The organism is Vibrio sp. KUL70 (genome assembly GCF_059725515.1).
Window position 1 is genome coordinate 229,727 of sequence record NZ_AP045834.1, and the last position, 20,758, is coordinate 250,484.

Sequence of the window (20,758 nt, forward strand, 5' to 3'; positions counted from 1 at the left end):
CCTGCCATATGACATTGTTATTTTTGTTGTGATAATTCTATCAATAATAGTTTCACTTTATGTAAGGCGGTGTAAGAGATGTTGAAAAACGTGAAGAGCAGGCAAAAAAAAGCAGAACCGACTCACCCAGTTCTGCTTTTCGTTTTTTCGTCTTCAAGCGCTTCGAAACTCGAATCTGCTTTTAAGCTCTTCGTATCTCGTTTACCCGAATCCCGTATCTGCTCTTTATCTCTTAAATCATAAACACAAAGATCACAGCCAATGCGCTGATTAAGCCTGCAAATGCGTAGCACGCAACTTTACCAGCAACACCAGTGTGGAACTTAAGGTCGTGCATGCCGTGATGAACACGGTGCATGGCGTGCCACATAGGTAGAGCTAGTGTACCAATCACGAACAGACCACCAATGATGCTGGTAGCGAAGCCTGAAACGCGCTCGTAGCTCATCGCTTCTGCATCGATAATGCCCATTGGTACTAAGATACCGAGTACTAGGATCGTGATTGGCGTGATCATCGCAAACCAAGTACCGCCAGCACCAAATAGGCCCCACCAGATTGGCTCGTCAGAACGTTTAGGAGCACGATTTACTTTGTAACTTGGGTTCATAATTTAGCTCCTTAAACCACAACAAGAACGATGAGTGAAATAAAGGCGACTGCTGCCCATTGGCCAAGAACGATAAGCTTTTTATCGAGCAGTTTCCCTTTGATACGAATCGGCATTACTTGAGGCATCATGCTAAAGAAGGTTTGAGCATGAAGCAGGCTACCCAGTAGTGCGACAATGTTAATGCCAACGATGAAAGGGTTTGCCATGAAGTCTAGCCAGGTTTGCCAAGATTCAGGCCCTTTCACAAGAGCACCTAAACCAAAGGTTAAGAACACAGTGAACAGCACCAGTGGCAGTACTGTTGCTTCGCGTAGCATGTAGAAGCGGTAGAACGGATGCTTGCTCCACCACGTTCGATTCATCTCACGAACATAAGGTTTACGGTTGCTCATCTTATGCCTCCTCTGATGTTTTTGCTTGGTTCTTGCTAACTGAAGTACCGTCAGGTTTGAACATCGAGATAACGAAGTCCATAGAAGACTCAACTTTGCCTTGGTTTACTGCCGCTGCAGGGTCGACTTTCTTCGGACAAACTTCAGAACAGTAACCCACAAACGTACAGCCCCAAGCACCGTTTTCACCATTGATAAGCTTCATACGCTCATCTTTACCGTTGTCACGGCTATCTAGGTTGTAACGGTGAGCAAGAGTCAGTGCCGCTGGGCCAATGAACTCAGGGTTCAGACCGAACTGAGGACACGCTGCATAGCAAAGACCACAGTTGATACAGCCAGCGAACTGTTTGTACTTCGCCATCTGCTCTGGTGTTTGCAGGTTGGTGCCATCTTCTGGCTTGCGGTCATTACCAATGATGTAAGGCTTAATCGCTTCTAGGCGCTCGATGAACGGCGTCATATCAACAATCAAATCTTTTTCGATTGGGAAGTTGGCTAATGGCTCGATAGTCAGGCCGTTCGGGTAGTCACGTAAGAAGCTCTTACACGCTAGCTTTGGCACACCATCCACCATCAGGCCACAAGAACCACAGATCGCCATACGACAAGACCAACGGTATGAAAGGTCTTTGTCCAGGTTATCTTTGATGTAGCCAATCGCATCAAGTACTGACATGGTTTCATCAAAAGGCACCTCGAAAGTCTGCATGTAAGGTTCTGCATCTTTCTCTGGGTCGTAGCGCAGGATGTCTACTTTTTGGATACGATTCGCTGACATTACGCTTTCTCCTCTTCACGGTTCTCATCTTGAGCTGCTTTTTCAGCCGCTGCCGCTTTCTCTGCTGCTTCACCATACAGACGCGCTTTCGGTTGAGACTTGGTGATCTTAACGTCGCTGTAGTCGATGGTTGGTGCTGCATCTTCATTGAAGAAAGATAGAGAGTGTTTTAGGAAGTTCACGTCATCACGCTCAGTGCAGTTGTCGTCGAGACGTTGGTGGGCACCGCGAGACTCTTTACGTAGGATTGCTGAGTGAACCATCGCTTCCGCAACTTCTAGGCCGTAGCCGACTTCGATAGCGTAAAGTAGGTCAGTGTTGAACACCTTGCCTTTGTCTTTAATGCTGATCTTCTTGTAGCGCTGCTTAAGCTCAGTGATCTTATCGATGGTTGCTTGCATTAGGTCTTCTTGACGGTAGATACCACAGCCTGCTTCCATGGTGTGACCCATTTCAGTACGGATATCAGCCCAGTTCTCGTCGCCTTCTTGGTTCATCAGTGCTGCGATACGATCTTCGACCGCTTTTACTTGTTTAGCGATAGACTCTTCATTCCAGCCTTTAAACTCTGCGGCACGTTTCACAGCGTGTTCACCAGCCACGCGGCCAAATACCACGAACTCAGCCAGAGAGTTAGAACCTAAGCGGTTTGCACCGTGTAGGCCAACCGACGCACATTCACCTACCGCGAATAGACCCTTAATGCGAGTTTCACATTCGCCATTGGTTTCAATACCACCCATGGTGTAGTGAACGGTTGGACGAATTGGGATTGGCTCTTTTGCAGGGTCAACGTTCACGTACGCTTTCGCAAGCTCACAGATGAACGGCAGACGTTCTTGCAGGTACTCTTCACCAAGGTGGCGAAGGTCAAGGTGGACTACATCACCAAGAGGATGCTTGATGGTGTTGCCTTTCTGTTGCTCATGCCAGAATGCTTGAGAAACTTTGTCACGTGGACCCAGTTCCATGTATTTGTTTTTCGGCTCGCCCACTGGTGTTTCAGGGCCCATGCCGTAATCTTGCAGGTAACGGTAGCCGTTCTTGTTGACGATGATACCGCCTTCACCACGACAACCTTCGGTCATCAAGATGCCAGTGCCCGGTAGGCCTGTTGGGTGGTATTGAACGAACTCCATATCGCGCAGTGGTACACCGTGGCGATAAGCCATTGCCATACCGTCGCCGGTTACGATGCCTCCGTTTGTATTGCAGTGGTAAACACGACCTGCGCCACCCGTTGCTAGTACAACCGATTTTGCTTTGATGGTAACAAGCTCACCTTCAGACATGTGAATCGCGATAAGGCCTTGTACTTCACCTTCTTCAACGATCAAATCCACCACAAAGTACTCGTCAAATCGTTTGATTTGGTCGTACTTCATCGAAGTCTGGAACAGAGTATGAAGCATGTGGAAGCCGGTTTTGTCCGCTGCGAACCACGTTCTCTCTACTTTCATACCGCCAAAGCGACGTACGTTTACTTCACCATTTTCTTTACGACTCCATGGGCAGCCCCATTGCTCCATTTGGATCATTTCGCGAGTCGCGTTCTCAACAAAGTATTCAACAACATCCTGTTCACATAGCCAGTCGCCACCGCCAACCGTATCGTTGAAGTGGTTATCTAGGCTATCTTCGTCCTTGATTACAGCCGCTGACCCGCCTTCTGCCGCTACCGTGTGCGAACGCATTGGGTAAACTTTAGAAATCAGTGCGACTTCTAATTCAGGATTAGCTTCAGCCGCTGCAATAGCAGTACGAAGACCAGCGCCGCCTGCGCCGATGACTGCGATATCTGTGGTAATTGTCTTCACAGTTATCCTCCAGTGTGATGCGGAGTTTTCCGCTTGTTATTATTAAAAGCCGATTTAGGAAGTTCTAAATAGTCGTAACCATTCAGCACCCCTAAGCCTTAAGTGGTAGGTTCAGTGTATGAGAGGATGTGATTTCAAAAATTGATGTATTTAGTGTTTTGCTTCGGTAGTGCAAGCGAGAGCATAAACTTTATGGAATCTGTGACTGTAGTCACGGCAAGAATTTGTTGCGTGCTACAGTTAAGATAAGGTGTCGATAGATGTAGCGAAATTGAGAAGTTTGTTATTGATTTTGTTGATTATTATTCGCGTTAATCATCAACGCCAGTGTTAGAAACTTTCTGATAACTAAGGCTTAAGAAAAGGTGATCTTTTGCTAAACAAACGGTATCTTTCGCTCCAGTTATTTCAGTGAGTAATTCTAAAATCATGAACCAAGCTAACTGGCAGCCAGCTGCGCCGATTAAGCAGTTGAAACAACGTGCTTTATTGATTCGTCAGATCCGTGACTTCTTCTTTGAGCGTGATGTGATGGAGGTTGATACTCCAGCCATGAGTCACGCCACGGTCACCGATGTGCACCTACACACTTTCAAAACCGAGTTTGTTGGGCCTGGGTATGCCGGTGGTCAAAAGCTGTTTTTCATGACTAGCCCTGAATTTCATATGAAACGCCTACTAGCGGCTGGCAGTGGCTGTATTTATCAGATTGCCAAAGCCTTTCGTAATGAAGAGAACGGCCGTTACCACAACCCTGAGTTTATGATGTTGGAGTGGTATCGCGTTGGCTTTGACCATCACAAGTTGATGGATGAAATGGATGACCTGCTTCAGTTAGTTCTGAAATCGGACAAGGCTGAGCGTATGACTTACCAAAACGCGTTTCTTAACGTGCTCGGAGTTTGTCCTTTAGAAGGTTCGATGGAAGCGCTAAAAGGGTGCGCTGGCACTTTAGGATTGAGCGATATTGCGGATCCTGAAGAGGACAGAGACACCTTGTTGCAACTTCTATTCAGTATCGGTGTGGAGCCGAAAATTGGTCAAACGGTACCTGCATTTGTCTATGACTTCCCAGCTTCGCAAGCGGCGCTCGCTAAGATTAACCCGCAAGACAATCGCGTAGCGGATCGCTTCGAGGTTTACTTTAAAGGCATTGAACTGGCTAACGGGTTCCACGAGTTAGATAATCCGCAAGAGCAATTGCAGCGTTTTGAAGAAGATAATCAAAAACGCATCGATATGGGCCTAGAGCCACAGCCTATCGACCATCATCTGATTGAAGCACTCAAAGCTGGCTTGCCAAGCTGTGCAGGCGTGGCATTAGGCATCGACCGATTAATCATGCTCGCAATGGGACATGATCATATCGATGAAGTGACGGCATTTCCTTTCCCGCGCGCTTAGCGCTTGTTTCTTGAGTTAGCTAATCTTCAGCCCTAATTCTCTAATCGAGAGCTTCAAGGTTAGCTGACCAATATCCCCGTTCCCACGACCGCGACAATGGCACCAATCCAAGCGTAGGCGTTGGGCCTCTGCTTGGTGTAAATCCATAGAATAGGCAGCAGCATAATCGGTGTGGTCGATGATAACAGTGCCACCATACCGACATTCCCTTCCTGTAGTGCATAGAGAATTAATGTCATCCCAACAGCCATCGCAAGAAAGCCATTGATTGCGGTAATGAACAGGATCTTACCGTTAATCGGATGGATCGCGCGCGACAATTTAGCACCCGTTAGCCTGAATAGTGAGTGAGCAACAAAAGCGGTAATCATTCGAATCGCGGAGGCGGCGACAGGATCGATGTTGGTCTGCATGACTGGCTTAGCAATAATGCCACCGAGCGCTTGGCAAATAGCGGCTGTTAACCCTAAAGCGACGCCAATCCAAACGGTGCCTTTGATGGCCTCAAGTTGGTTGTTAGCTTGTCCACGACGACCAAAGAAAATCGCCGTGAGTACGCCACTAAATACCAGTGCAGAGCCGATAAGCTCTAAGCTGGTCATACTTTCATTAAACAGGAAGTAGCCAAGAATGGCAGAGAAAACGGCGTGACAAGAGAACAATAAACCAGCTTGGCGTGGTCCCATTCGGTTCAAACAAGCAAATAGGGCGGTATCACCAATGAAGATACCAATTAATCCTGACAGCATCATAGGAGTGATTAAATCGGATTCTACGGTTGCCCAGCCTCCGGTTAGCCAAGCCATGGTTGAGAGCATGATCGCGGTGCAGCCCATACGCCAACGACTATAGGCAAACGAACCTAAATGCTGAGCCGGCTTTACCGACATCAAGCTGGCAATCGCCCACAAAAAAGCCGCCGCTAAAGCCAACCATTCAAATCCCATTACTCACATCCATGTAAAAAAGCCAAGAGAGTTAATATGCCCGAAAGCGCTGAGTTCGCAAAGGGTTTGATAAACCAAGTTCCAAAATAATACAGGTTTGAAGTGGGAAGCTCTGATAGGCGGAGATAAGCGTCACAGCTCAATTGGGTTTTGAGCTGTGACGAGTTTGGGTAAGAGGGAGTTAAACGAATAAGAACATCGTCAGATAGACAATTGCTAGACCAACGACACCCAAGATAACCCCCATTTTCGCCATGTCTTTGCTTTCGATAAGGCCAGTTGAGTAGGCGAGTGAGTTTGGTGGTGTGGATACCGGTAGAATCATGCCGAGTGAAGCAGAGAAGGCAACTACAACCAGTAACCCTTGTAATCCACCAATTGCCGCCAAGCTCTCCATCGATGCCCCAATAGCAGCTGCGATCGGCATCAGCAAGTTAGCGGTCGCTGTGTTGGACATGAAGTTGGCCATTAACCAGCAGACGATAGATAGCGTTAATACCACAGCAGCCGGGGAGAGTGATTCATAGTCAATCGCGTGTGCTAGTGCCGCGGCAAGTCCGGTTTTATCTAAACCAATACCAATCGCAATACCACCGGCGACTAACCACAATACGTCCCAGTTAATCAGTTTGAGTTCTTCTTTGCCCATGATGCCCGTCAAGGTAAATACGGCCAATGGAATGATCGACACCACATAGGTGTTCATCCCGTGCAGCTTAGTCGTCATCCACAATAGAATCGTTGCAGCAAAGGTGATGTAAACTACAATTGCTCGCCAACTCTTTTTGAACTGACCGTCTAGCTTCAACACCATGTTCTTTTGCTGAGAAGGGAAGAACTTTTGCAGTAGAACCCAAGCAATGGCGAGCTGAATAATCACAAAGGGTAGACCCATCATCATCCAGCTGAGGAAGTCGATGGCGTTTTCTCCGGTCAGGTACTGCAGTGCGATAGCGTTTGGTGGTGTACCGATTGGCGTTGCAATACCACCGGTATTGGCCGCGATTGGAATACACAACACTAAAGCTTTAATGCCCAAGTCACCTTTAGGTGCTGACGCAACAATTGGACCGAGTAGGGCGAGCATCATCACCGTGGTTGCGGTATTCGACATGAACATGGAAAACACAGCCGTAATCAGCATCAGACCGAGCATGATAAAGCGAGGTTCTGTTCCAAAAGGTTTTAGCAGAACGCGAGCTAAGTTGTTATCCAGTTCGTATTTTGAAGCTGCGATCGCCAACGCAAAGCCACCCATAAACAGAATAATAATGGGTGACGAGAAGGCACTGAAGATATCGGTGTATTTTATCAACTCTCCTAAATCATGACCTGCTGGTGGCTGTCTGAATAGGTGTAATCCTTTGTCCGATATCATGATCACCTCAAGAGTGATGATCAGGATCGAGGTGGCAAAAACCGGAACGGGCTCTAATACCCACAACAACGCAGCCAGTAAGAAAATGGCCAACAGACGATGCTGAATAAGGGTCAGATCGTCAATGGGGATAGAGTCGATAGGCATAAAGAGCACACCTAACGGAATAGCAAAGCAGATCAGCAGTTTAACGAGTACGCCAACATTGAGCTTAGGCATGTGATGGAAACCCTATGAAGAAAATATCTACAAATAGAGTAAGTTATCTGAGTTTTGGATACTTAGGCGACGGTTGTAAAATTGCAAAGTCGTTTAACTTTTCGGCAACTGTTTTGCTTTTGGTCAATATTTGTAAATCCGCTTTGATATCGAGCAGACTATGGATACAAAAAAGGCGAGCCATGAGCTCACCTTTCAAATATCAATTAGCCGCTAGCGTTTATTCTTGCTCTGCGTCCGGCTGTACTTTTTCTGCTTCTGCTTCTGCTTCTGCTTCTGCTGACGCGATATGTGCGTATGGAGTACCTAGAACCGTCTTCTCACCGTTTGCCATGCTCTCGTCGAACTTGATTGCGTCTTTAGCAAATAGGTTGATAACGGTTGAACCTAGCTTGAAGCGACCCATCTCTTCGCCTTTCTTCAAGATAACCGCTTTGTCACCCTCAGCTGGGTAATCCCACTTGTAAACCGTGTTACCGCGAGGTGGAGTAATTGTGCCAGCCCAAATTTGCTCGATGCTGCCAACAATCGTTGCACCAACTAGAACTTGAGCCATTGGGCCAAATTCCGTATCGAAAATACACACTACACGCTCGTTACGAGCAAACAGGTTAGGAACGTTTTCTGCTGTTAGTGGGTTCACTGAGAACAGATCACCTGGAACGTAGATCATTTGGCGCAGTGTACCGTCGCATGGCATGTGAACGCGGTGGTAATCGCTTGGTGATAGGTACAGAGTCGCGAAATCACCGTCTTTAAACTCTTCAGCAAGGTTTGCATCGCCACCTAATAGCTCACGTGCAGAGAAGTCATGACCTTTTGCTTGGATCAGTTTGCCGTCCGTAATTGGACCAAATTGGCTTACGCGTGCATCGGCAGGGTGCACAATCACAGATTCGCCTTCCGCGATTGGACGCATGCCTTCTTTAAGTTCACGTACGAAGAACTCGTTGAAGGTCTTGAAGTGTTTTGGATCGCTGTGAAGGGCTTCATCCATGTTCACTTTGTACTGCTTGATGAACCAGTTGATGATCGCTGTCGTTAAGCCGCCCGCCTTAGCCGACGCTAGTTTACCGACTAAGCGAGTCAGTCCATGTTGTGGAATCCAGTACTGCAATCCAACTTTGATCTTATCCATTGTATTAATATTCCAATGTTGTGTATTTCTTCAATGAAAATCAGTTAATGACACTTTAGGGCGCGAGATGTTACTCAATATCGCGCCCATTGTCAGCAAGTGCGCAAACTTTGGTTGCAACTGCTGAGAGTTATTCACAAAATTTGCCTTAAAGATCAGCCTTCTTGTTTCTTGAGTACTGTCGGTTGGCTTTGTTTTCAACCATGCTCTCAATGATGCGATGGTAGTTTTCAAAGCGGATACGGCTGATCTTTCCATCTTCGACGGCTTCGCGCAGGATACAACCTGGGTCATCATTGTGTTTACAGTCGCGGAACTTACAACCACCAAGATACGGCTTGAACTCAACAAAAGCTTCGGTGATGGCTTCAGGCTCTAAGTGCCATAAACCAAACTCACGAACCCCAGGTGAATCAATCAAGTCACCGCCTGATGGAAAGTGGTATAGACGCGCTGCCGTTGTGGTGTGCTGACCGAGACCTGAGTTTTCTGACACTGCACCTTCTTCGATATCAAGTGTTGGCATCAGCGCGTTAACTAGGCTGGATTTACCTACGCCCGATTGACCAACAAAGATGTTGATGCGGTTGGCCAGTTCAGCTTCAAGCTCAGTAATGCCGTAGCCTGTCTCTTTACTCACAAAGAGAACCTTGTAGCCAATCTCCTCGTAGATGGTTAGGGTCTGTTTGTATTCTGCGAGCTGTTCTTCGCTGAGTAGGTCGACTTTGTTCAATACAATCAGTGGCGCAATGCTTAATGTATCAGAGGCGATCAGGTAACGGTCGATGATGTTCAGAGACAGCTCAGGCAGTACCGCAGACACAATCACCATTTGATCAACGTTAGCTGCGACAGGCTTCAGGCCGTCGTAGTAATCCGGACGAGTTAGAATAGAAGTACGTGGCTCAACGGCCTCAACCACACCAGAAATGCCAGCCATCGATTCAAGACCAGCACGCCAGATCACTCGGTCGCCAGAGACCAAGCTTTCGATACCACGACGTAGGTTACAACGGTGGATCTCGCTGGTTTCAACGTCTTCAATATCTGCATGTTGACCAAATCGAGTAATTACTAGGCCACTCTTGGTGCCGCCGAGCATGCTCTCATCCCACTGGACAGAGTCTTCCTGCTTGAGTCGTTTCTTTTGGTTGCTGCGTACGCGTCGCACTTGACCTTTGGTTAACTTTTTCTTTTTTGCCACAATTTTCTACTTAACACATCTAACTTGATGATAGGGAACTCGACGTAACTGAGTCTGTTACCGTGATATTTACGCGGCACAAAACCTAGTTTGAGTATACTTATTTGGGTATAGTACCTCTTTTACACGCAAACAAATAGGCAGCGCCATTATGTCCTTTAGCGATCAGAACCTAATATGGGTTGATCTAGAGATGACGGGACTTGATCCTGAAACTCATAAAATCATTGAAATTGCTACTATCGTCACCGATAGTGAGTTGAACATTCTTGCTGAAGGCCCAGTATTAGCTATCCACCAACCGGACAGCGAGCTGGAGAAAATGGATGAGTGGTGTACGAATACGCATACCGGTAGTGGCTTAGTGAAACGTGTGAAAGAGAGCACTGTGACGGAACAAGACGCGATTGCTCAAACGATCGATTTTCTTGAAAAGTGGGTACCGAAAGGCAAATCGCCGATTTGTGGCAACAGTATTGGTCAAGATCGTCGTTTCTTGTACAAGCATATGCCTGAACTGGAAGAGTACTTCCACTACCGCTACATCGACGTAAGCACCTTGAAAGAGCTGACGCGTCGTTGGAAGCCGGAAGTATTAGATGGTTTTACTAAGTCTGGTAGTCACTTAGCCTTAGATGACATTCGCGAGTCGATTGCTGAACTTCAGTACTACCGCAAGACGATCATCAATATCTAATTGATTCAAAATGGTTGTTTTGAATTGATTATCTGGCTGCGAAATCAACATTTTTTTGAAATTCTGTGTGCTTTTTCAGCACTTGACGAAAAAGTTGCAGAATTTTGCATTAAGGACTTGCATCACAAAAAAATGCTCTTATAATTCGCAGCCCTGAACGACGAAAGACGTTTTCAGAATGCGACACTAGCTCAGCTGGTAGAGCGCAACCTTGCCAAGGTTGAGGTCACGAGTTCGAACCTCGTGTGTCGCTCCAAATTTGAAGATTAACGCGAAAGCGGTAATCGAAAGGTGAAAGACCTTTCCTGATGCGATACTAGCTCAGCTAGTTTAGCGAATCCTTGCCAAGGTTGAGGTCACGCCTAAGCCTTGAAGATCGGGAACCTCGTGTGTCGCTTCAAATTGATAGCTTTCATTGTGCTTAACAATGACATCCGGACGCGGGATGGAGCAGCTTGGTAGCTCGTCGGGCTCATAACCCGAAGGTCGTCGGTTCAAATCCGGCTCCCGCAACCACATTACAGTTAAACGCATTAGCGGTTAACTTATGCGACACTAGCTCAGCTGGTAGAGCGCAACCTTGCCAAGGTTGAGGTCACGAGTTCGAACCTCGTGTGTCGCTCCAATTTGAAGATTAACGCGAAAGCGGTAATCGAAAGGTGAAAGACCTTTCCGTGATGCGACACTAGCTCAGCTAGTTTAGCGAATCCTTGCCAAGGTTGAGGTCACGCCTAAGCCTTGAAGATCGGGAACCTCGTGTGTCGCTCCAAATTGATAAGTTCCCATCTACTTTGAATGATGGCATCCGGACGCGGGATGGAGCAGCTTGGTAGCTCGTCGGGCTCATAACCCGAAGGTCGTCGGTTCAAATCCGGCTCCCGCAACCACATTACAGTTAAACGCGTTAGCGGTTAACTATGCGACACTAGCTCAGCTGGTAGAGCGCAACCTTGCCAAGGTTGAGGTCACGAGTTCGAACCTCGTGTGTCGCTCCAATTTGAAGATTAACGCGAAAGCGGTAATCGAAAGGTGAAAGACCTTTCCGTGATGCGACACTAGCTCAGCTGGTAGAGCGCAACCTTGCCAAGGTTGAGGTCACGAGTTCGAACCTCGTGTGTCGCTCCAAATTGAAGATTAACGCGAAAGCGGTAATCGAAAGGTGAAAAACCTTTCTGTGATGCGACACTAGCTCAGCTAGTTTAGCGAATCCTTGCCAAGGTTGAGGTCACGCCTAAGCCTTGAAGATCGGGAACCTCGTGTGTCGCTCCAATTTGTAGATTAACGCGAAAGCGATAATCGAAAGGTGAAAGACCTTTCCGTGATGCGACACTAGCTCAGCTGGTAGAGCGCAACCTTGCCAAGGTTGAGGTCACGAGTTCGAACCTCGTGTGTCGCTCCAATTTGAAGATTAACGTGAAAACGGTAGTCGAAAGGTGAAAGACCTTTCCTGATGCGACACTAGCTCAGCTGGTAGAGCGCAACCTTGCCAAGGTTGAGGTCACGAGTTCGAACCTCGTGTGTCGCTCCATTTTGAAAGTGAAACATGAAGAGCATTCTGGTAGAGTGCAATCCTTGCCAAGGTTGAGGTCACGCCTAAGCCTTGAAGATCGGGAACCTCGTGTGTCGCTCCAAATTGATAAGTTCCCATCTACTTTGAATGATGGCATCCGGACGCGGGATGGAGCAGCTTGGTAGCTCGTCGGGCTCATAACCCGAAGGTCGTCGGTTCAAATCCGGCTCCCGCAACCACATTACAGTTAAACGCATTAGCGGTTAACTATGCGACACTAGCTCAGCTGGTAGAGCGCAACCTTGCCAAGGTTGAGGTCACGAGTTCGAACCTCGTGTGTCGCTCCATTTTGAAAGTGAAACATGAAGAGCATTCTGGTAGAGTGCAATCCTTGCCAAGGTTGAGGTCACGCCTAAGCCTTGAAGATCGGGAACCTCGTGTGTCGCTCCTATTTGATAGCTTTCATTGTGCTTAACAATGACATCCGGACGCGGGATGGAGCAGCTTGGTAGCTCGTCGGGCTCATAACCCGAAGGTCGTCGGTTCAAATCCGGCTCCCGCAACCACATTACAGTTAAACGCATTAGCGGTTAACTATGCGACACTAGCTCAGCTGGTAGAGCGCAACCTTGCCAAGGTTGAGGTCACGAGTTCGAACCTCGTGTGTCGCTCCATTTTGAAAGTGAAACATGAAGAGCATTCTGGTAGAGTGCAATCCTTGCCAAGGTTGAGGTCACGCCTAAGCCTTGAAGATCGGGAACCTCGTGTGTCGCTCCTATTTGATAGCTTTCATTGTGCTTAACAATGACATCCGGACGCGGGATGGAGCAGCTTGGTAGCTCGTCGGGCTCATAACCCGAAGGTCGTCGGTTCAAATCCGGCTCCCGCAACCACATTACAGTTAAACGCATTATAGCGGTTAACTATGCGACACTAGCTCAGCTGGTAGAGCGCAACCTTGCCAAGGTTGAGGTCACGAGTTCGAACCTCGTGTGTCGCTCCATTTTGAAGATTAGCGTGAAAACGGTAATCGAAAGGTGAAAGACCTTTCCTGATGCGACACTAGCTCAGCTAGTTTAGCGAATCCTTGTCAAGGTTGAGGTCACGCCTAAGCCTTGAAGATCGGGAACCTCGTATGTCGCTCCAATTTCTTTCTAAGCTATCTAGCTTGGATATAGGCTATAAGCCTAAGCTCTTTCTTTAATGCTGCGAAGCATCATCCCTTAAAAAAGAAAACAATCCTCCAATACTCTTGGTGGATATTTTTTTGTCTCAAATTTGTCTTAGCTAATGGAATGCTAATAACTATCAGGTTTCTAAAGAAGATACTTGAGGTTTTTCATATCTATAAACAGACTTATCCACACATTGTTTGATGTGGATAACTTGGTTGATAAAGTTATTTCAGCCTTAATTCTCAAGTGCTACTGAAAAGATCCTTTCTAATAAAATTACTTTACATTGTGATTGTTTGTTTTAAGTTGCTGTTTTTATTGGTTTTGTTTGTTTTTGTGGGTTTTGGGTAGGATCATTAACTCGTTGTTTATTGATCTTAATCATTTATCCGAACTGTGTTTAACTTTGCTGCTATGTGGAAAGTTTGAGAGAAATTAATTTTTTTTCCACATTATAAAATTTGAGAACAAGGTCAAACATTGTGCTCAAATTCTATGAAACAGCTTACTGTTATTTTTCCGCTAACCTTGCTATATCAAGCTTCTCGACTGATATTCATAGTCAATGCACTAAGCGTCTCTCGGTAGCCCTTTTTCAACAATTCGAATAAGTCGCTTCTTTTTGCTCTCAATCTTATTCACAGATTCTCTAGGAGAGGTTGTTGAAAGGGTAGCTTGTACTGAGTTTGGCAATTGTTGGTTTTGTTTTTCTAACGCCCATTGGATATGTTCATCGAGCATCTCATTGTTACCTAAATGAGACTCTAAAATATCAATGATGCGCTGTTGGTAAGGCGCATTACCCATCGCAACGAATAAATTACGTAGCCATTGTGTATGGCCAATGCGTCGAATCGAAGAGCCTTCCATCTTTTTCAGAAAGGTCGCCTCATCCCAACTTGCTAATGTGATTAAATCGATATCTTTGAATGCTTCACGGCGGTGAAAATCCGTTTGCTTACTCACATCAGCATGTCGATTCCAAGGGCAAACCAATTGGCAGTCATCACAACCGTAGATTCGGTTGCCAATGGCTTCACGGAACTCAAGCGGAATAACACCATCGAATTCGATAGTCAGGTAAGAGATACAACGACGAGCATCCACAACGCCGTCTTCTACGATGGCACCTGTTGGGCAAGACGTTATGCAAGCGGTACATTTACCACACTCTTCGGTGTTCGGTTCATCCACCGGTAGTGGGATGTTGACCAGTAGCTCTCCTAGGAAAAACCATGAGCCTGCTTCTTTATCGAGAATGAGTGAGTGTTTACCTGTCCAACCTAAACCAGCCTTTTGAGCTAAAGGTCGTTCTAAGATCGGTGCGGAGTCTACGAATGGACGATAGTCCAACCCTTCAATCTCTTTTTCGATTTTTTGACCGAGCTTCTTTAACTGATTGCGAAACAGTTTGTGATAGTCACGACCCAGCGCGTAACGGCTGATATAACCTTGAGTATTGTCTGCAAGGTTGGTTGCGAATTGTGCTTCAGGTGGCAGATAGTTCATGCGAGCACTGATCACTCGAACGGTACCTGGGTGTAACTCATCAGGTCTCGCGCGCATCATGCCGTGACGAGCCATCCAATCCATTTCACCGTGATAGCCAGCATCTAACCAAGCTTGTAAAGCCGCTTCATGTTCACTTAAGTCGACGTCGCAAATGCCCACTTTTTGGAAACCGAGCTCTTGTCCCCAAGTTTTAATTTGTTCAGCAAGGTGGTCTAGATTCATAGCTTAGCGGCAACTTTATTCATAACTTTGTAATAAGTTTATATCGTGACATGAGCGAAAATGGGGGCGGATCTTAACGGATCTTAATAGTGTTGACCAGAACAGAGGCGAATTCATGGTTATTTTTCATATTACTTACACTTGAATGCTTGTCTCTCAAAACCTTCACGGTTTACTATTCTTGTTCTTTTGATTTTTATATAGTCAACGATCGATTTTTAGAGAACGTATTCATGAGCACAAAACAGTTTACTTTGAAAGATGAGCAAGCAACGATTCAACTGGGGACGGAGCTTTCAAATCTATGCTCACAGCAAACCACTATCTATTTGCATGGCGATCTTGGCGCAGGTAAAACGACGTTCAGTCGTGGCTTTGTAAAAGCGCTTGGTCATCAAGGAAATGTAAAAAGCCCAACCTATACTCTGGTTGAACCATATCAATTGGCAGATTGGCAAGTATATCACTTTGACCTATATCGTCTTGCTGACCCTGAAGAGCTAGAGTTCATGGGTATTCGTGACTACTTTACTCCTGATGCTATTTGTCTGGTTGAGTGGCCAGAGAAGGGAGAAGGTTTACTACCAGAAGCCGATCTTGATATTGATATCCGTTACCAAGATGATCACCGAGTCGTCTCTTTAACCGCCAACAGTGAATATGGACAACGCTTACTTAGTCAGTTGGAGTTATGTTGATTTCTAAACGCCTTCTTTCCACAGTGGCCACGATGGCCGCTGTTTTCTCATTGTTGTTTTCTTCCTTTGCTGCTGCGAACTCTTTAAAAGGTTTACGTGTGTGGCCTTCCCCTGAAGAGACCCGAGTTGTTATTGATCTGAAGTCCGAAGCGGATTTTAGCTATTTCACGTTGACTAGCCCTAGTCGTTTGGTCGTAGATCTTAAACGTACCAATCTCGCGACCAAATTACCGGTTACCGTGACAGATAGCCCGGTATTAAAAAAGATCCGTAAGAGCTCTCCTCCCGAGAAAACAACCTACCGTTTAGTGTTTGAGTTGAAGAAATCGACAAAAGCAGAAATCTTCAAATTGAGCCCGACACCGGGTGGTCAATATGGTCATCGCTTGGTGATCGATCTTCCGCATGGTGAAACGAAAAAGTCATCGGCCAGTTCAAACTCTTCGAGCAGTTCAACGGTAAGTAAGAGCATTGATCAAGTTCAGCGAAACAAAGATATCCTGATCGTGATTGATCCTGGGCATGGTGGAGAAGACCCAGGCTCTATTGGACCGTCTGGGAAGTATGAGAAAAATACAGTGTTAAGTATTTCGCGCCAAGTCGCTGCTAAGTTGAATGCCGTACCGGGCGTGAAGACTCGTATGACACGAAATGGTGACTACTTCGTTAACTTGAACCGTCGTGTTGCGATCGCTCGTGAAAATGAAGCACATCTGTTGATATCAATTCATGCGGATGCATTTACTACGCCTCAACCTCGTGGCGGTTCTGTATTCGTACTCAATACTCGTCGTGCTAATACGGAAATTTCCCGCTGGATTGAGAACAAAGAGAAACAGTCGGAGCTCTTGGGTGGCGGTGGTGCAGCTTTCACTAATAATATTTACGATAGAAACGTTAACCAAACCTTATTAGACCTGCAATTTAGCCACTCTCAGAAAGAGGGCTATAAATTGGCGACGGAAATCCTATCTGAGATGGGGAAAGTGGCGAGGCTGCACAACCGTAAACCAATCAATACCAGTCTAGCGGTATTACGCTCACCACAGATTCCGTCAGTATTGGTCGAGACGGGTTTTATCTCTAACCCTACGGAAGAGAAGCTTCTGTTCCAACGCTCACATCAAGATAAGTTGGCAACAGCGATTACCACCGCGGTGGTGAAATACTTGAAAGCGAACCCACCGGAAGGAATGGTGCTATCTAACACAGCAAGACCTACACCAGCTCCAGTCGCCTCTACCATTATTCATAAGGTATCGCGTGGTGAATCGCTGTCAGTGATTGCGAAGAAGTACGGTACAACCACGAAAAACTTGATGACGATGAACAACCTGAAATCGACAGGTTTGGTTATCGGTCAGAAGCTAAAAGTACCTGGTGCGGCGCAAAGCGTCGGTAACGATGTTGAAAGACGCACTATCACTCACGTGGTGAAGCGTGGGGAATTCTTAGGTAGCATTGCTAATAAGTATGGTGTGAGTGTCTCAGCGATTAAGCGTGAGAATAATCTGCGTTCAGATATCGTCAAAGTTGGCCAAAAACTCAAGATTACCATTAGTATCAAGGCGTTGCCGTTACGTAAGCACATCGTGGTGCGTGGCGACTACCTTGGTAAGATCGCTTCAAAATATGGAGTGACGGTAGACAGCATTCGTAAAGCAAACAAATTGCGCTCTGACGGCTTGGCTGTTGGACAAGTGTTGGTTATCCCTCACAAGTAGTGAGTAGAAAGCCAGAGCGAGTAGAGAACCATTATGACGATTAAGATATTACCAGCGCGCCTTGCCAACCAAATCGCAGCCGGAGAAGTGGTTGAAAGGCCGGCTTCGGTGGTTAAAGAGTTGGTTGAGAACAGTCTGGACTCTGGTGCGACCCGAATCGACATTGATATCGAGAAGGGCGGCGCTAAGCTGATTCGCGTTCGTGATAATGGTAAAGGCATCGTCAAAGATGAACTAGGGCTGGCGCTAAGCCGACATGCGACATCAAAGATTCATACCCTTGATGACCTTGAAGCTATCGTGAGCCTTGGCTTTCGCGGTGAAGCTCTTGCGAGTATCAGTTCGGTCGCGCGTTTAACCATGACTTCGCGTCCTGCGACGCAAGATCAGGCGTGGGCAGCGTATAGTGAAGGGCGTGACATGGCGGTAAAATTACAGCCAGCGGCACATCCAATCGGCACCTCCGTCGAAGTCTTAGACCTATTCTTTAATACGCCGGCAAGACGTAAGTTTCTGCGTACTGAAAAAACCGAATTTACCCATATTGATGAGCTCTTAAAGCGCATTGCCTTGAGTCGTTTCGATGTGACGATTAATTTGCGTCACAACGGTAAGATGGTGCGCCAATACCGCGCAGCTAAAACCGAAATTCAAGCCGAAAAACGTATTGCGGCTGTGTGTGGTAATGCGTTTGTCCGTCATATGCTCAAAATTGAGTTGGAGCACCAAGGGCTTAAACTCCACGGTTGGATTACGACGCCAGAAGGTGCGAGACAGCAGAGCGATCTGCAATACTGTTATGTGAATGGTCGTATGATGCGCGACAAGCTGATCAATCACGCGATTCGTCAAAGCTACGAGACCAGTCTACGCCCTGATCAATTTGCTACCTATGTGCTGTTTATTGAGCTCGATCCACATCAAGTGGATGTTAACGTGCACCCAGCCAAGCACGAAGTGCGTTTTCATCAAGCGCGCCTGGTGCATGATTTTATCTATCAAGCGTTAAGTGATGGGTTAGCACAAACCAAACAGATTGAAGCGGCGCCACTCAATCAATCCGCTTTTCACCAAGTTGAGTCTGAATCGAGTGATGAAGCCACCGATTACACTGAAGCTGTTAACCACTCAGAGGGTGTTGATACCTTTGTTTCGTCACAAGCCTCTAAACGGTCTTCGCCAACAGGTGCAGAACAAGCGTCTGAGCGAGCAAGAGCGGCGATCGACAAGACGCCGGCTTATCCAAGAAAAGCGGAATCAGATCATGCTCAAGAGTCGGTTCACGATCGCGCGCCGAGTTACAATCAGAGTCGCCCAAAAGCCGGTTCTAAACGAGAGGGCGAACCAAGCATAGGTTATGACGCTCGAAGTGGACAAGCGAACAACTTTACAGGCTCTCCGCGTCAGGAGTGGATTGAATCTCGTCCTGCTCCAAAACCTGATAAGCCTTCGAATCAGCATCATGCAGAGCCGGCACCGTCTAAGCGTGAAGTCAAAGCCTACAAAGAGTTACTGCAAACACCGGAGTTTCCAAACTCAACCGCAGGCGACAGCGCGCTTTCAAAAGATCCATCGTCGAGGGCAGCTCCTGTAGTTGAACACTCACCGGCTGAAAGACCGATCATTGCTGAGCTTGGCAAAGCGATCACTGTGGTTAATCAGCGGTATTTGGCAATGGGAAGTAAAAACGGGTGCTTATTGCTGTCTCTCGCCAAAGCAGAGTACTTGCGTGTGTTGGGGCAGCTCAATACTCAGCATGGACCATTGAAAAGTCAGCCGTTATTGGTACCGCTATCGATGAAAGTCGGCAGTGAATTGGTTGAGGTGATGAAAACAGTCAGCCCTCAACTGAACTTACTAGGCATAGAGCTTAAAGCCAGAAACAGCGAAGCGATCATGGTGATGGGAGTACCATCACCTCTAAGGCAGCAAAACTTACAAACTTTAATTCCAGATCTGTTATCGTACGCGGCTTCGCTCGATATCCAATCCAATGATACCCAAAGTTGTATGCAACAGTTGGTCAATTGGATTGGTGTTCAAACCGCGCAGGTAAAAAGCGACTACACTTTATCTGAAGCGGTTCAATTAGTTGGGGAACTTGAACAGCTCTGGCATGGTCTACTTCCATTAGACGACCCTGAGTTTGTAAACCCAGTTGATTTTTCAGCGACCATTGCAGCGTTTACGGTTTAATTTATTGAGCTGCGCGGTCAGTTTGCGCAGCACTAAGCTCTGAAAAACAGAGCGCTTTAACAGAGAAGCAAAAACAAAATATCATGACTCAGAAACTACCTTTAGCACTGTTTTTAATGGGGCCAACCGCATCAGGTAAAACAGATCTAGCCATTCGCCTACGTCAGAAGTTCCCAGTAGAGATCATCAGTGTGGACTCGGCGTTGATTTACAAAGATATGGATATTGGTACTGCGAAACCAGACGCAGAAGAGTTAGCCCTTGCTCCTCATCGCTTGATCGATATTTTAGATCCGAGTGAATCCTACTCCGCGGCAGATTTTCGTCGTGATGCGCTCAAAGAGATGAACGACATCGTTGCGGCAGGAAAAATACCATTATTGGTCGGTGGTACTATGCTTTACTACAAGGCGTTGCTAGAAGGGCTATCCCCATTACCAGCGGCAGACCAAGAGATTCGTAAACAAATTGAAGCAGAAGCAAACGAGCACGGTTGGCAAGTTATGCATGATCAATTAAGAGAGATTGATCCAGTATCTGCGGAAAGAATTCACCCAAATGATCCACAAAGATTGTCAAGAGCATTGGAAGTTTTTCGAATTTCGGGTAAAACATTAACAGAGCTAACTCAAACGAAGGGCGATAGCCTGCCATTTCGTGTGAAGCAATTTGCTATAGCTCCCAAGGAAAGGGCTGAACTGCATCGTCGTATCGAACTGCGTTTCGAAAAAATGATAGAAGCAGGTTTCGAAGATGAGATGAAAGCGTTATACGCTCGAGACGATCTTCATCCTGATCTTCCATCGATCCGTTGCGTAGGATATCGTCAGATGTGGGACTATTTAGATGGGAATTGTGACTTAGATGAAGCGGTATTCCGCGGAGTCTGTGCAACCCGTCAATTGGCCAAGCGCCAAATCACCTGGTTACGCAGTTGGGATGATTTGACTTGGTTAGATAGCGAAAACATTGAACAAGCGCTAGAAACTCTTTCAGATGCAATAGCATCTGACTAGCATAGCTGTGTATAATGTGATCGCTTTTGCGTGAATATACTCTGGAAAGGATCCGTTATTGAGGCTTTTTAAACTTACAGCCTTTCAATAACAACGGAGTTTTTTTATTCGTTTA

At 46.6% G+C, this 20,758-nt stretch carries 15 protein-coding genes and 16 tRNA genes; 22 read left to right on the forward strand and 9 right to left on the reverse strand.

The genetic code is table 11. From position 1 onward, the window contains the following. Positions 1–232 precede the first annotated feature (232 nt). The 4 genes from frdD to frdA are packed head-to-tail and all read right to left on the reverse strand — an operon-like array spanning position 233 to position 3,603. A complete protein-coding gene (frdD, locus tag AC6I7V_RS01050; RefSeq protein ID WP_032551235.1) occupies positions 233–610 on the reverse strand; it encodes a fumarate reductase subunit FrdD in 378 nt (125 codons plus the stop codon). 11 nt (positions 611–621) lie between these two features. Further along, on the reverse strand, positions 622–1,005 hold the full coding sequence (frdC, locus tag AC6I7V_RS01055) for a fumarate reductase subunit FrdC (RefSeq protein ID WP_255231608.1): 384 nt from the start codon (positions 1,003–1,005) through the stop codon (positions 622–624). A gap of 1 nt (position 1,006) precedes the next feature. After that, a complete protein-coding gene (locus AC6I7V_RS01060) occupies positions 1,007–1,786 on the reverse strand; it encodes a succinate dehydrogenase/fumarate reductase iron-sulfur subunit (protein WP_255231607.1) in 780 nt (259 codons plus the stop codon). After that, positions 1,786–3,603, reverse strand: coding sequence for a fumarate reductase (quinol) flavoprotein subunit (gene frdA, locus AC6I7V_RS01065; protein ID WP_255231606.1), 1,818 nt, complete (start codon positions 3,601–3,603; stop codon positions 1,786–1,788). Before frdA ends, AC6I7V_RS01060 begins: the two co-directional genes overlap by 1 nt. A 429-nt stretch (positions 3,604–4,032) precedes the next feature. On the opposite strand from frdA, the gene epmA reads away from it, so the two are divergent. Next, positions 4,033–5,007, forward strand: a complete 975-nt coding sequence (epmA, locus tag AC6I7V_RS01070) for an elongation factor P--(R)-beta-lysine ligase (RefSeq protein WP_498011623.1) — start codon at positions 4,033–4,035, stop codon at positions 5,005–5,007. 59 nt (positions 5,008–5,066) lie between these two features. On the opposite strand, the gene AC6I7V_RS01075 is transcribed toward epmA, so the two are convergent. The 4 genes from AC6I7V_RS01075 to rsgA form a co-directional block, all read right to left on the reverse strand. Continuing rightward, positions 5,067–5,954: a DMT family transporter gene (locus AC6I7V_RS01075; RefSeq protein WP_498011169.1), complete on the reverse strand. Its 888-nt coding sequence runs from the start codon at positions 5,952–5,954 to the stop codon at positions 5,067–5,069. A gap of 181 nt (positions 5,955–6,135) precedes the next feature. Next, on the reverse strand, positions 6,136–7,551 hold the full coding sequence (locus AC6I7V_RS01080; protein WP_498011170.1) for an SLC13 family permease: 1,416 nt from the start codon (positions 7,549–7,551) through the stop codon (positions 6,136–6,138). 220 nt (positions 7,552–7,771) lie between these two features. Next, positions 7,772–8,689, reverse strand: coding sequence for an archaetidylserine decarboxylase (asd, locus tag AC6I7V_RS01085; RefSeq protein ID WP_498011171.1), 918 nt, complete (start codon positions 8,687–8,689; stop codon positions 7,772–7,774). Positions 8,690–8,837: 148 nt separating this feature from the next. Beyond that, complete coding sequence (gene rsgA, locus AC6I7V_RS01090; protein ID WP_498011172.1) at positions 8,838–9,893, reverse strand: small ribosomal subunit biogenesis GTPase RsgA; 1,056 nt, start codon at positions 9,891–9,893, stop codon at positions 8,838–8,840. 151 nt (positions 9,894–10,044) lie between these two features. Between rsgA and orn the strand changes: the two genes are divergently transcribed. The 17 genes from orn to AC6I7V_RS01175 all read left to right on the forward strand — a co-directional run bounded on the left by orn (position 10,045) and on the right by AC6I7V_RS01175 (position 13,103). Then, a complete protein-coding gene (orn, locus tag AC6I7V_RS01095) occupies positions 10,045–10,590 on the forward strand; it encodes an oligoribonuclease (RefSeq protein WP_498011173.1) in 546 nt (181 codons plus the stop codon). Positions 10,591–10,770: 180 nt separating this feature from the next. Further along, positions 10,771–10,846: transfer RNA gene (locus AC6I7V_RS01100), tRNA-Gly, on the forward strand. Between the two features lie 183 nt (positions 10,847–11,029). Further along, a tRNA-Met gene (locus tag AC6I7V_RS01105) sits at positions 11,030–11,106 on the forward strand. A 33-nt stretch (positions 11,107–11,139) separates the two neighbouring features. Continuing rightward, positions 11,140–11,215: transfer RNA gene (locus tag AC6I7V_RS01110), tRNA-Gly, on the forward strand. A gap of 54 nt (positions 11,216–11,269) precedes the next feature. Continuing rightward, positions 11,270–11,359 (forward strand) — tRNA-Gly (locus AC6I7V_RS01115). 41 nt (positions 11,360–11,400) lie between these two features. Next, a tRNA-Met gene (locus tag AC6I7V_RS01120) sits at positions 11,401–11,477 on the forward strand. 32 nt (positions 11,478–11,509) lie between these two features. Continuing rightward, positions 11,510–11,585: transfer RNA gene (locus tag AC6I7V_RS01125), tRNA-Gly, on the forward strand. Between the two features lie 54 nt (positions 11,586–11,639). Next, a tRNA-Gly gene (locus AC6I7V_RS01130) sits at positions 11,640–11,715 on the forward strand. A 54-nt stretch (positions 11,716–11,769) separates the two neighbouring features. Beyond that, positions 11,770–11,859: transfer RNA gene (locus AC6I7V_RS01135), tRNA-Gly, on the forward strand. Positions 11,860–11,913: 54 nt separating this feature from the next. Beyond that, positions 11,914–11,989, forward strand: a tRNA-Gly gene (locus AC6I7V_RS01140). Positions 11,990–12,042: 53 nt separating this feature from the next. After that, positions 12,043–12,118: transfer RNA gene (locus AC6I7V_RS01145), tRNA-Gly, on the forward strand. 144 nt (positions 12,119–12,262) lie between these two features. Then, a tRNA-Met gene (locus AC6I7V_RS01150) sits at positions 12,263–12,339 on the forward strand. Between the two features lie 32 nt (positions 12,340–12,371). Next, a tRNA-Gly gene (locus AC6I7V_RS01155) sits at positions 12,372–12,447 on the forward strand. A gap of 142 nt (positions 12,448–12,589) precedes the next feature. Continuing rightward, a tRNA-Met gene (locus AC6I7V_RS01160) sits at positions 12,590–12,666 on the forward strand. 32 nt (positions 12,667–12,698) lie between these two features. After that, a tRNA-Gly gene (locus tag AC6I7V_RS01165) sits at positions 12,699–12,774 on the forward strand. Between the two features lie 142 nt (positions 12,775–12,916). Further along, positions 12,917–12,993, forward strand: a tRNA-Met gene (locus AC6I7V_RS01170). A 34-nt stretch (positions 12,994–13,027) separates the two neighbouring features. Continuing rightward, positions 13,028–13,103 (forward strand) — tRNA-Gly (locus AC6I7V_RS01175). A 742-nt stretch (positions 13,104–13,845) separates the two neighbouring features. On the opposite strand, the gene queG is transcribed toward AC6I7V_RS01175, so the two are convergent. Beyond that, positions 13,846–15,009: a tRNA epoxyqueuosine(34) reductase QueG gene (gene queG / locus AC6I7V_RS01180; protein ID WP_498011174.1), complete on the reverse strand. Its 1,164-nt coding sequence runs from the start codon at positions 15,007–15,009 to the stop codon at positions 13,846–13,848. Between the two features lie 233 nt (positions 15,010–15,242). Between queG and tsaE the strand changes: the two genes are divergently transcribed. From tsaE to miaA, 4 genes are all read left to right on the forward strand, one after another. Further along, positions 15,243–15,707 carry a tRNA (adenosine(37)-N6)-threonylcarbamoyltransferase complex ATPase subunit type 1 TsaE gene (tsaE, locus tag AC6I7V_RS01185; protein ID WP_150872913.1) on the forward strand — a complete coding sequence of 155 codons (465 nt, stop codon included), beginning with the start codon at positions 15,243–15,245 and terminating at the stop codon, positions 15,705–15,707. Further along, positions 15,701–17,431 carry an N-acetylmuramoyl-L-alanine amidase gene (locus AC6I7V_RS01190; protein WP_498011175.1) on the forward strand — a complete coding sequence of 577 codons (1,731 nt, stop codon included), beginning with the start codon at positions 15,701–15,703 and terminating at the stop codon, positions 17,429–17,431. Before tsaE ends, AC6I7V_RS01190 begins: the two co-directional genes overlap by 7 nt. A 33-nt stretch (positions 17,432–17,464) precedes the next feature. Beyond that, positions 17,465–19,627: a DNA mismatch repair endonuclease MutL gene (gene mutL, locus AC6I7V_RS01195; protein WP_498011176.1), complete on the forward strand. Its 2,163-nt coding sequence runs from the start codon at positions 17,465–17,467 to the stop codon at positions 19,625–19,627. A gap of 83 nt (positions 19,628–19,710) precedes the next feature. After that, positions 19,711–20,643 carry a tRNA (adenosine(37)-N6)-dimethylallyltransferase MiaA gene (miaA, locus tag AC6I7V_RS01200; protein WP_032551488.1) on the forward strand — a complete coding sequence of 311 codons (933 nt, stop codon included), beginning with the start codon at positions 19,711–19,713 and terminating at the stop codon, positions 20,641–20,643. The last annotated feature ends 115 nt before the right edge of the window (positions 20,644–20,758 follow it).

What these genes read in the sequence shown, in the direction of transcription:
- frdD (WP_032551235.1), bottom strand. Translation starts at nt 610, where the DNA reads ATGAACCCAAGTTACAAAGTAAATCGTGCTCCTAAACGTTCTGACGAG.
- frdC (WP_255231608.1), bottom strand. Translation starts at nt 1,005, where the DNA reads ATGAGCAACCGTAAACCTTATGTTCGTGAGATGAATCGAACGTGGTGG.
- AC6I7V_RS01060 (WP_255231607.1), bottom strand. Translation starts at nt 1,786, where the DNA reads ATGTCAGCGAATCGTATCCAAAAAGTAGACATCCTGCGCTACGACCCA.
- epmA (WP_498011623.1), top strand. Translation starts at nt 4,033, where the DNA reads ATGAACCAAGCTAACTGGCAGCCAGCTGCGCCGATTAAGCAGTTGAAA.
- AC6I7V_RS01075 (WP_498011169.1), bottom strand. Translation starts at nt 5,954, where the DNA reads ATGGGATTTGAATGGTTGGCTTTAGCGGCGGCTTTTTTGTGGGCGATT.
- AC6I7V_RS01080 (WP_498011170.1), bottom strand. Translation starts at nt 7,551, where the DNA reads ATGCCTAAGCTCAATGTTGGCGTACTCGTTAAACTGCTGATCTGCTTT.
- asd (WP_498011171.1), bottom strand. Translation starts at nt 8,689, where the DNA reads ATGGATAAGATCAAAGTTGGATTGCAGTACTGGATTCCACAACATGGA.
- orn (WP_498011173.1), top strand. Translation starts at nt 10,045, where the DNA reads ATGTCCTTTAGCGATCAGAACCTAATATGGGTTGATCTAGAGATGACG.
- queG (WP_498011174.1), bottom strand. Translation starts at nt 15,009, where the DNA reads ATGAATCTAGACCACCTTGCTGAACAAATTAAAACTTGGGGACAAGAG.
- tsaE (WP_150872913.1), top strand. Translation starts at nt 15,243, where the DNA reads ATGAGCACAAAACAGTTTACTTTGAAAGATGAGCAAGCAACGATTCAA.
- AC6I7V_RS01190 (WP_498011175.1), top strand. Translation starts at nt 15,701, where the DNA reads ATGTTGATTTCTAAACGCCTTCTTTCCACAGTGGCCACGATGGCCGCT.
- mutL (WP_498011176.1), top strand. Translation starts at nt 17,465, where the DNA reads ATGACGATTAAGATATTACCAGCGCGCCTTGCCAACCAAATCGCAGCC.
- miaA (WP_032551488.1), top strand. Translation starts at nt 19,711, where the DNA reads ATGACTCAGAAACTACCTTTAGCACTGTTTTTAATGGGGCCAACCGCA.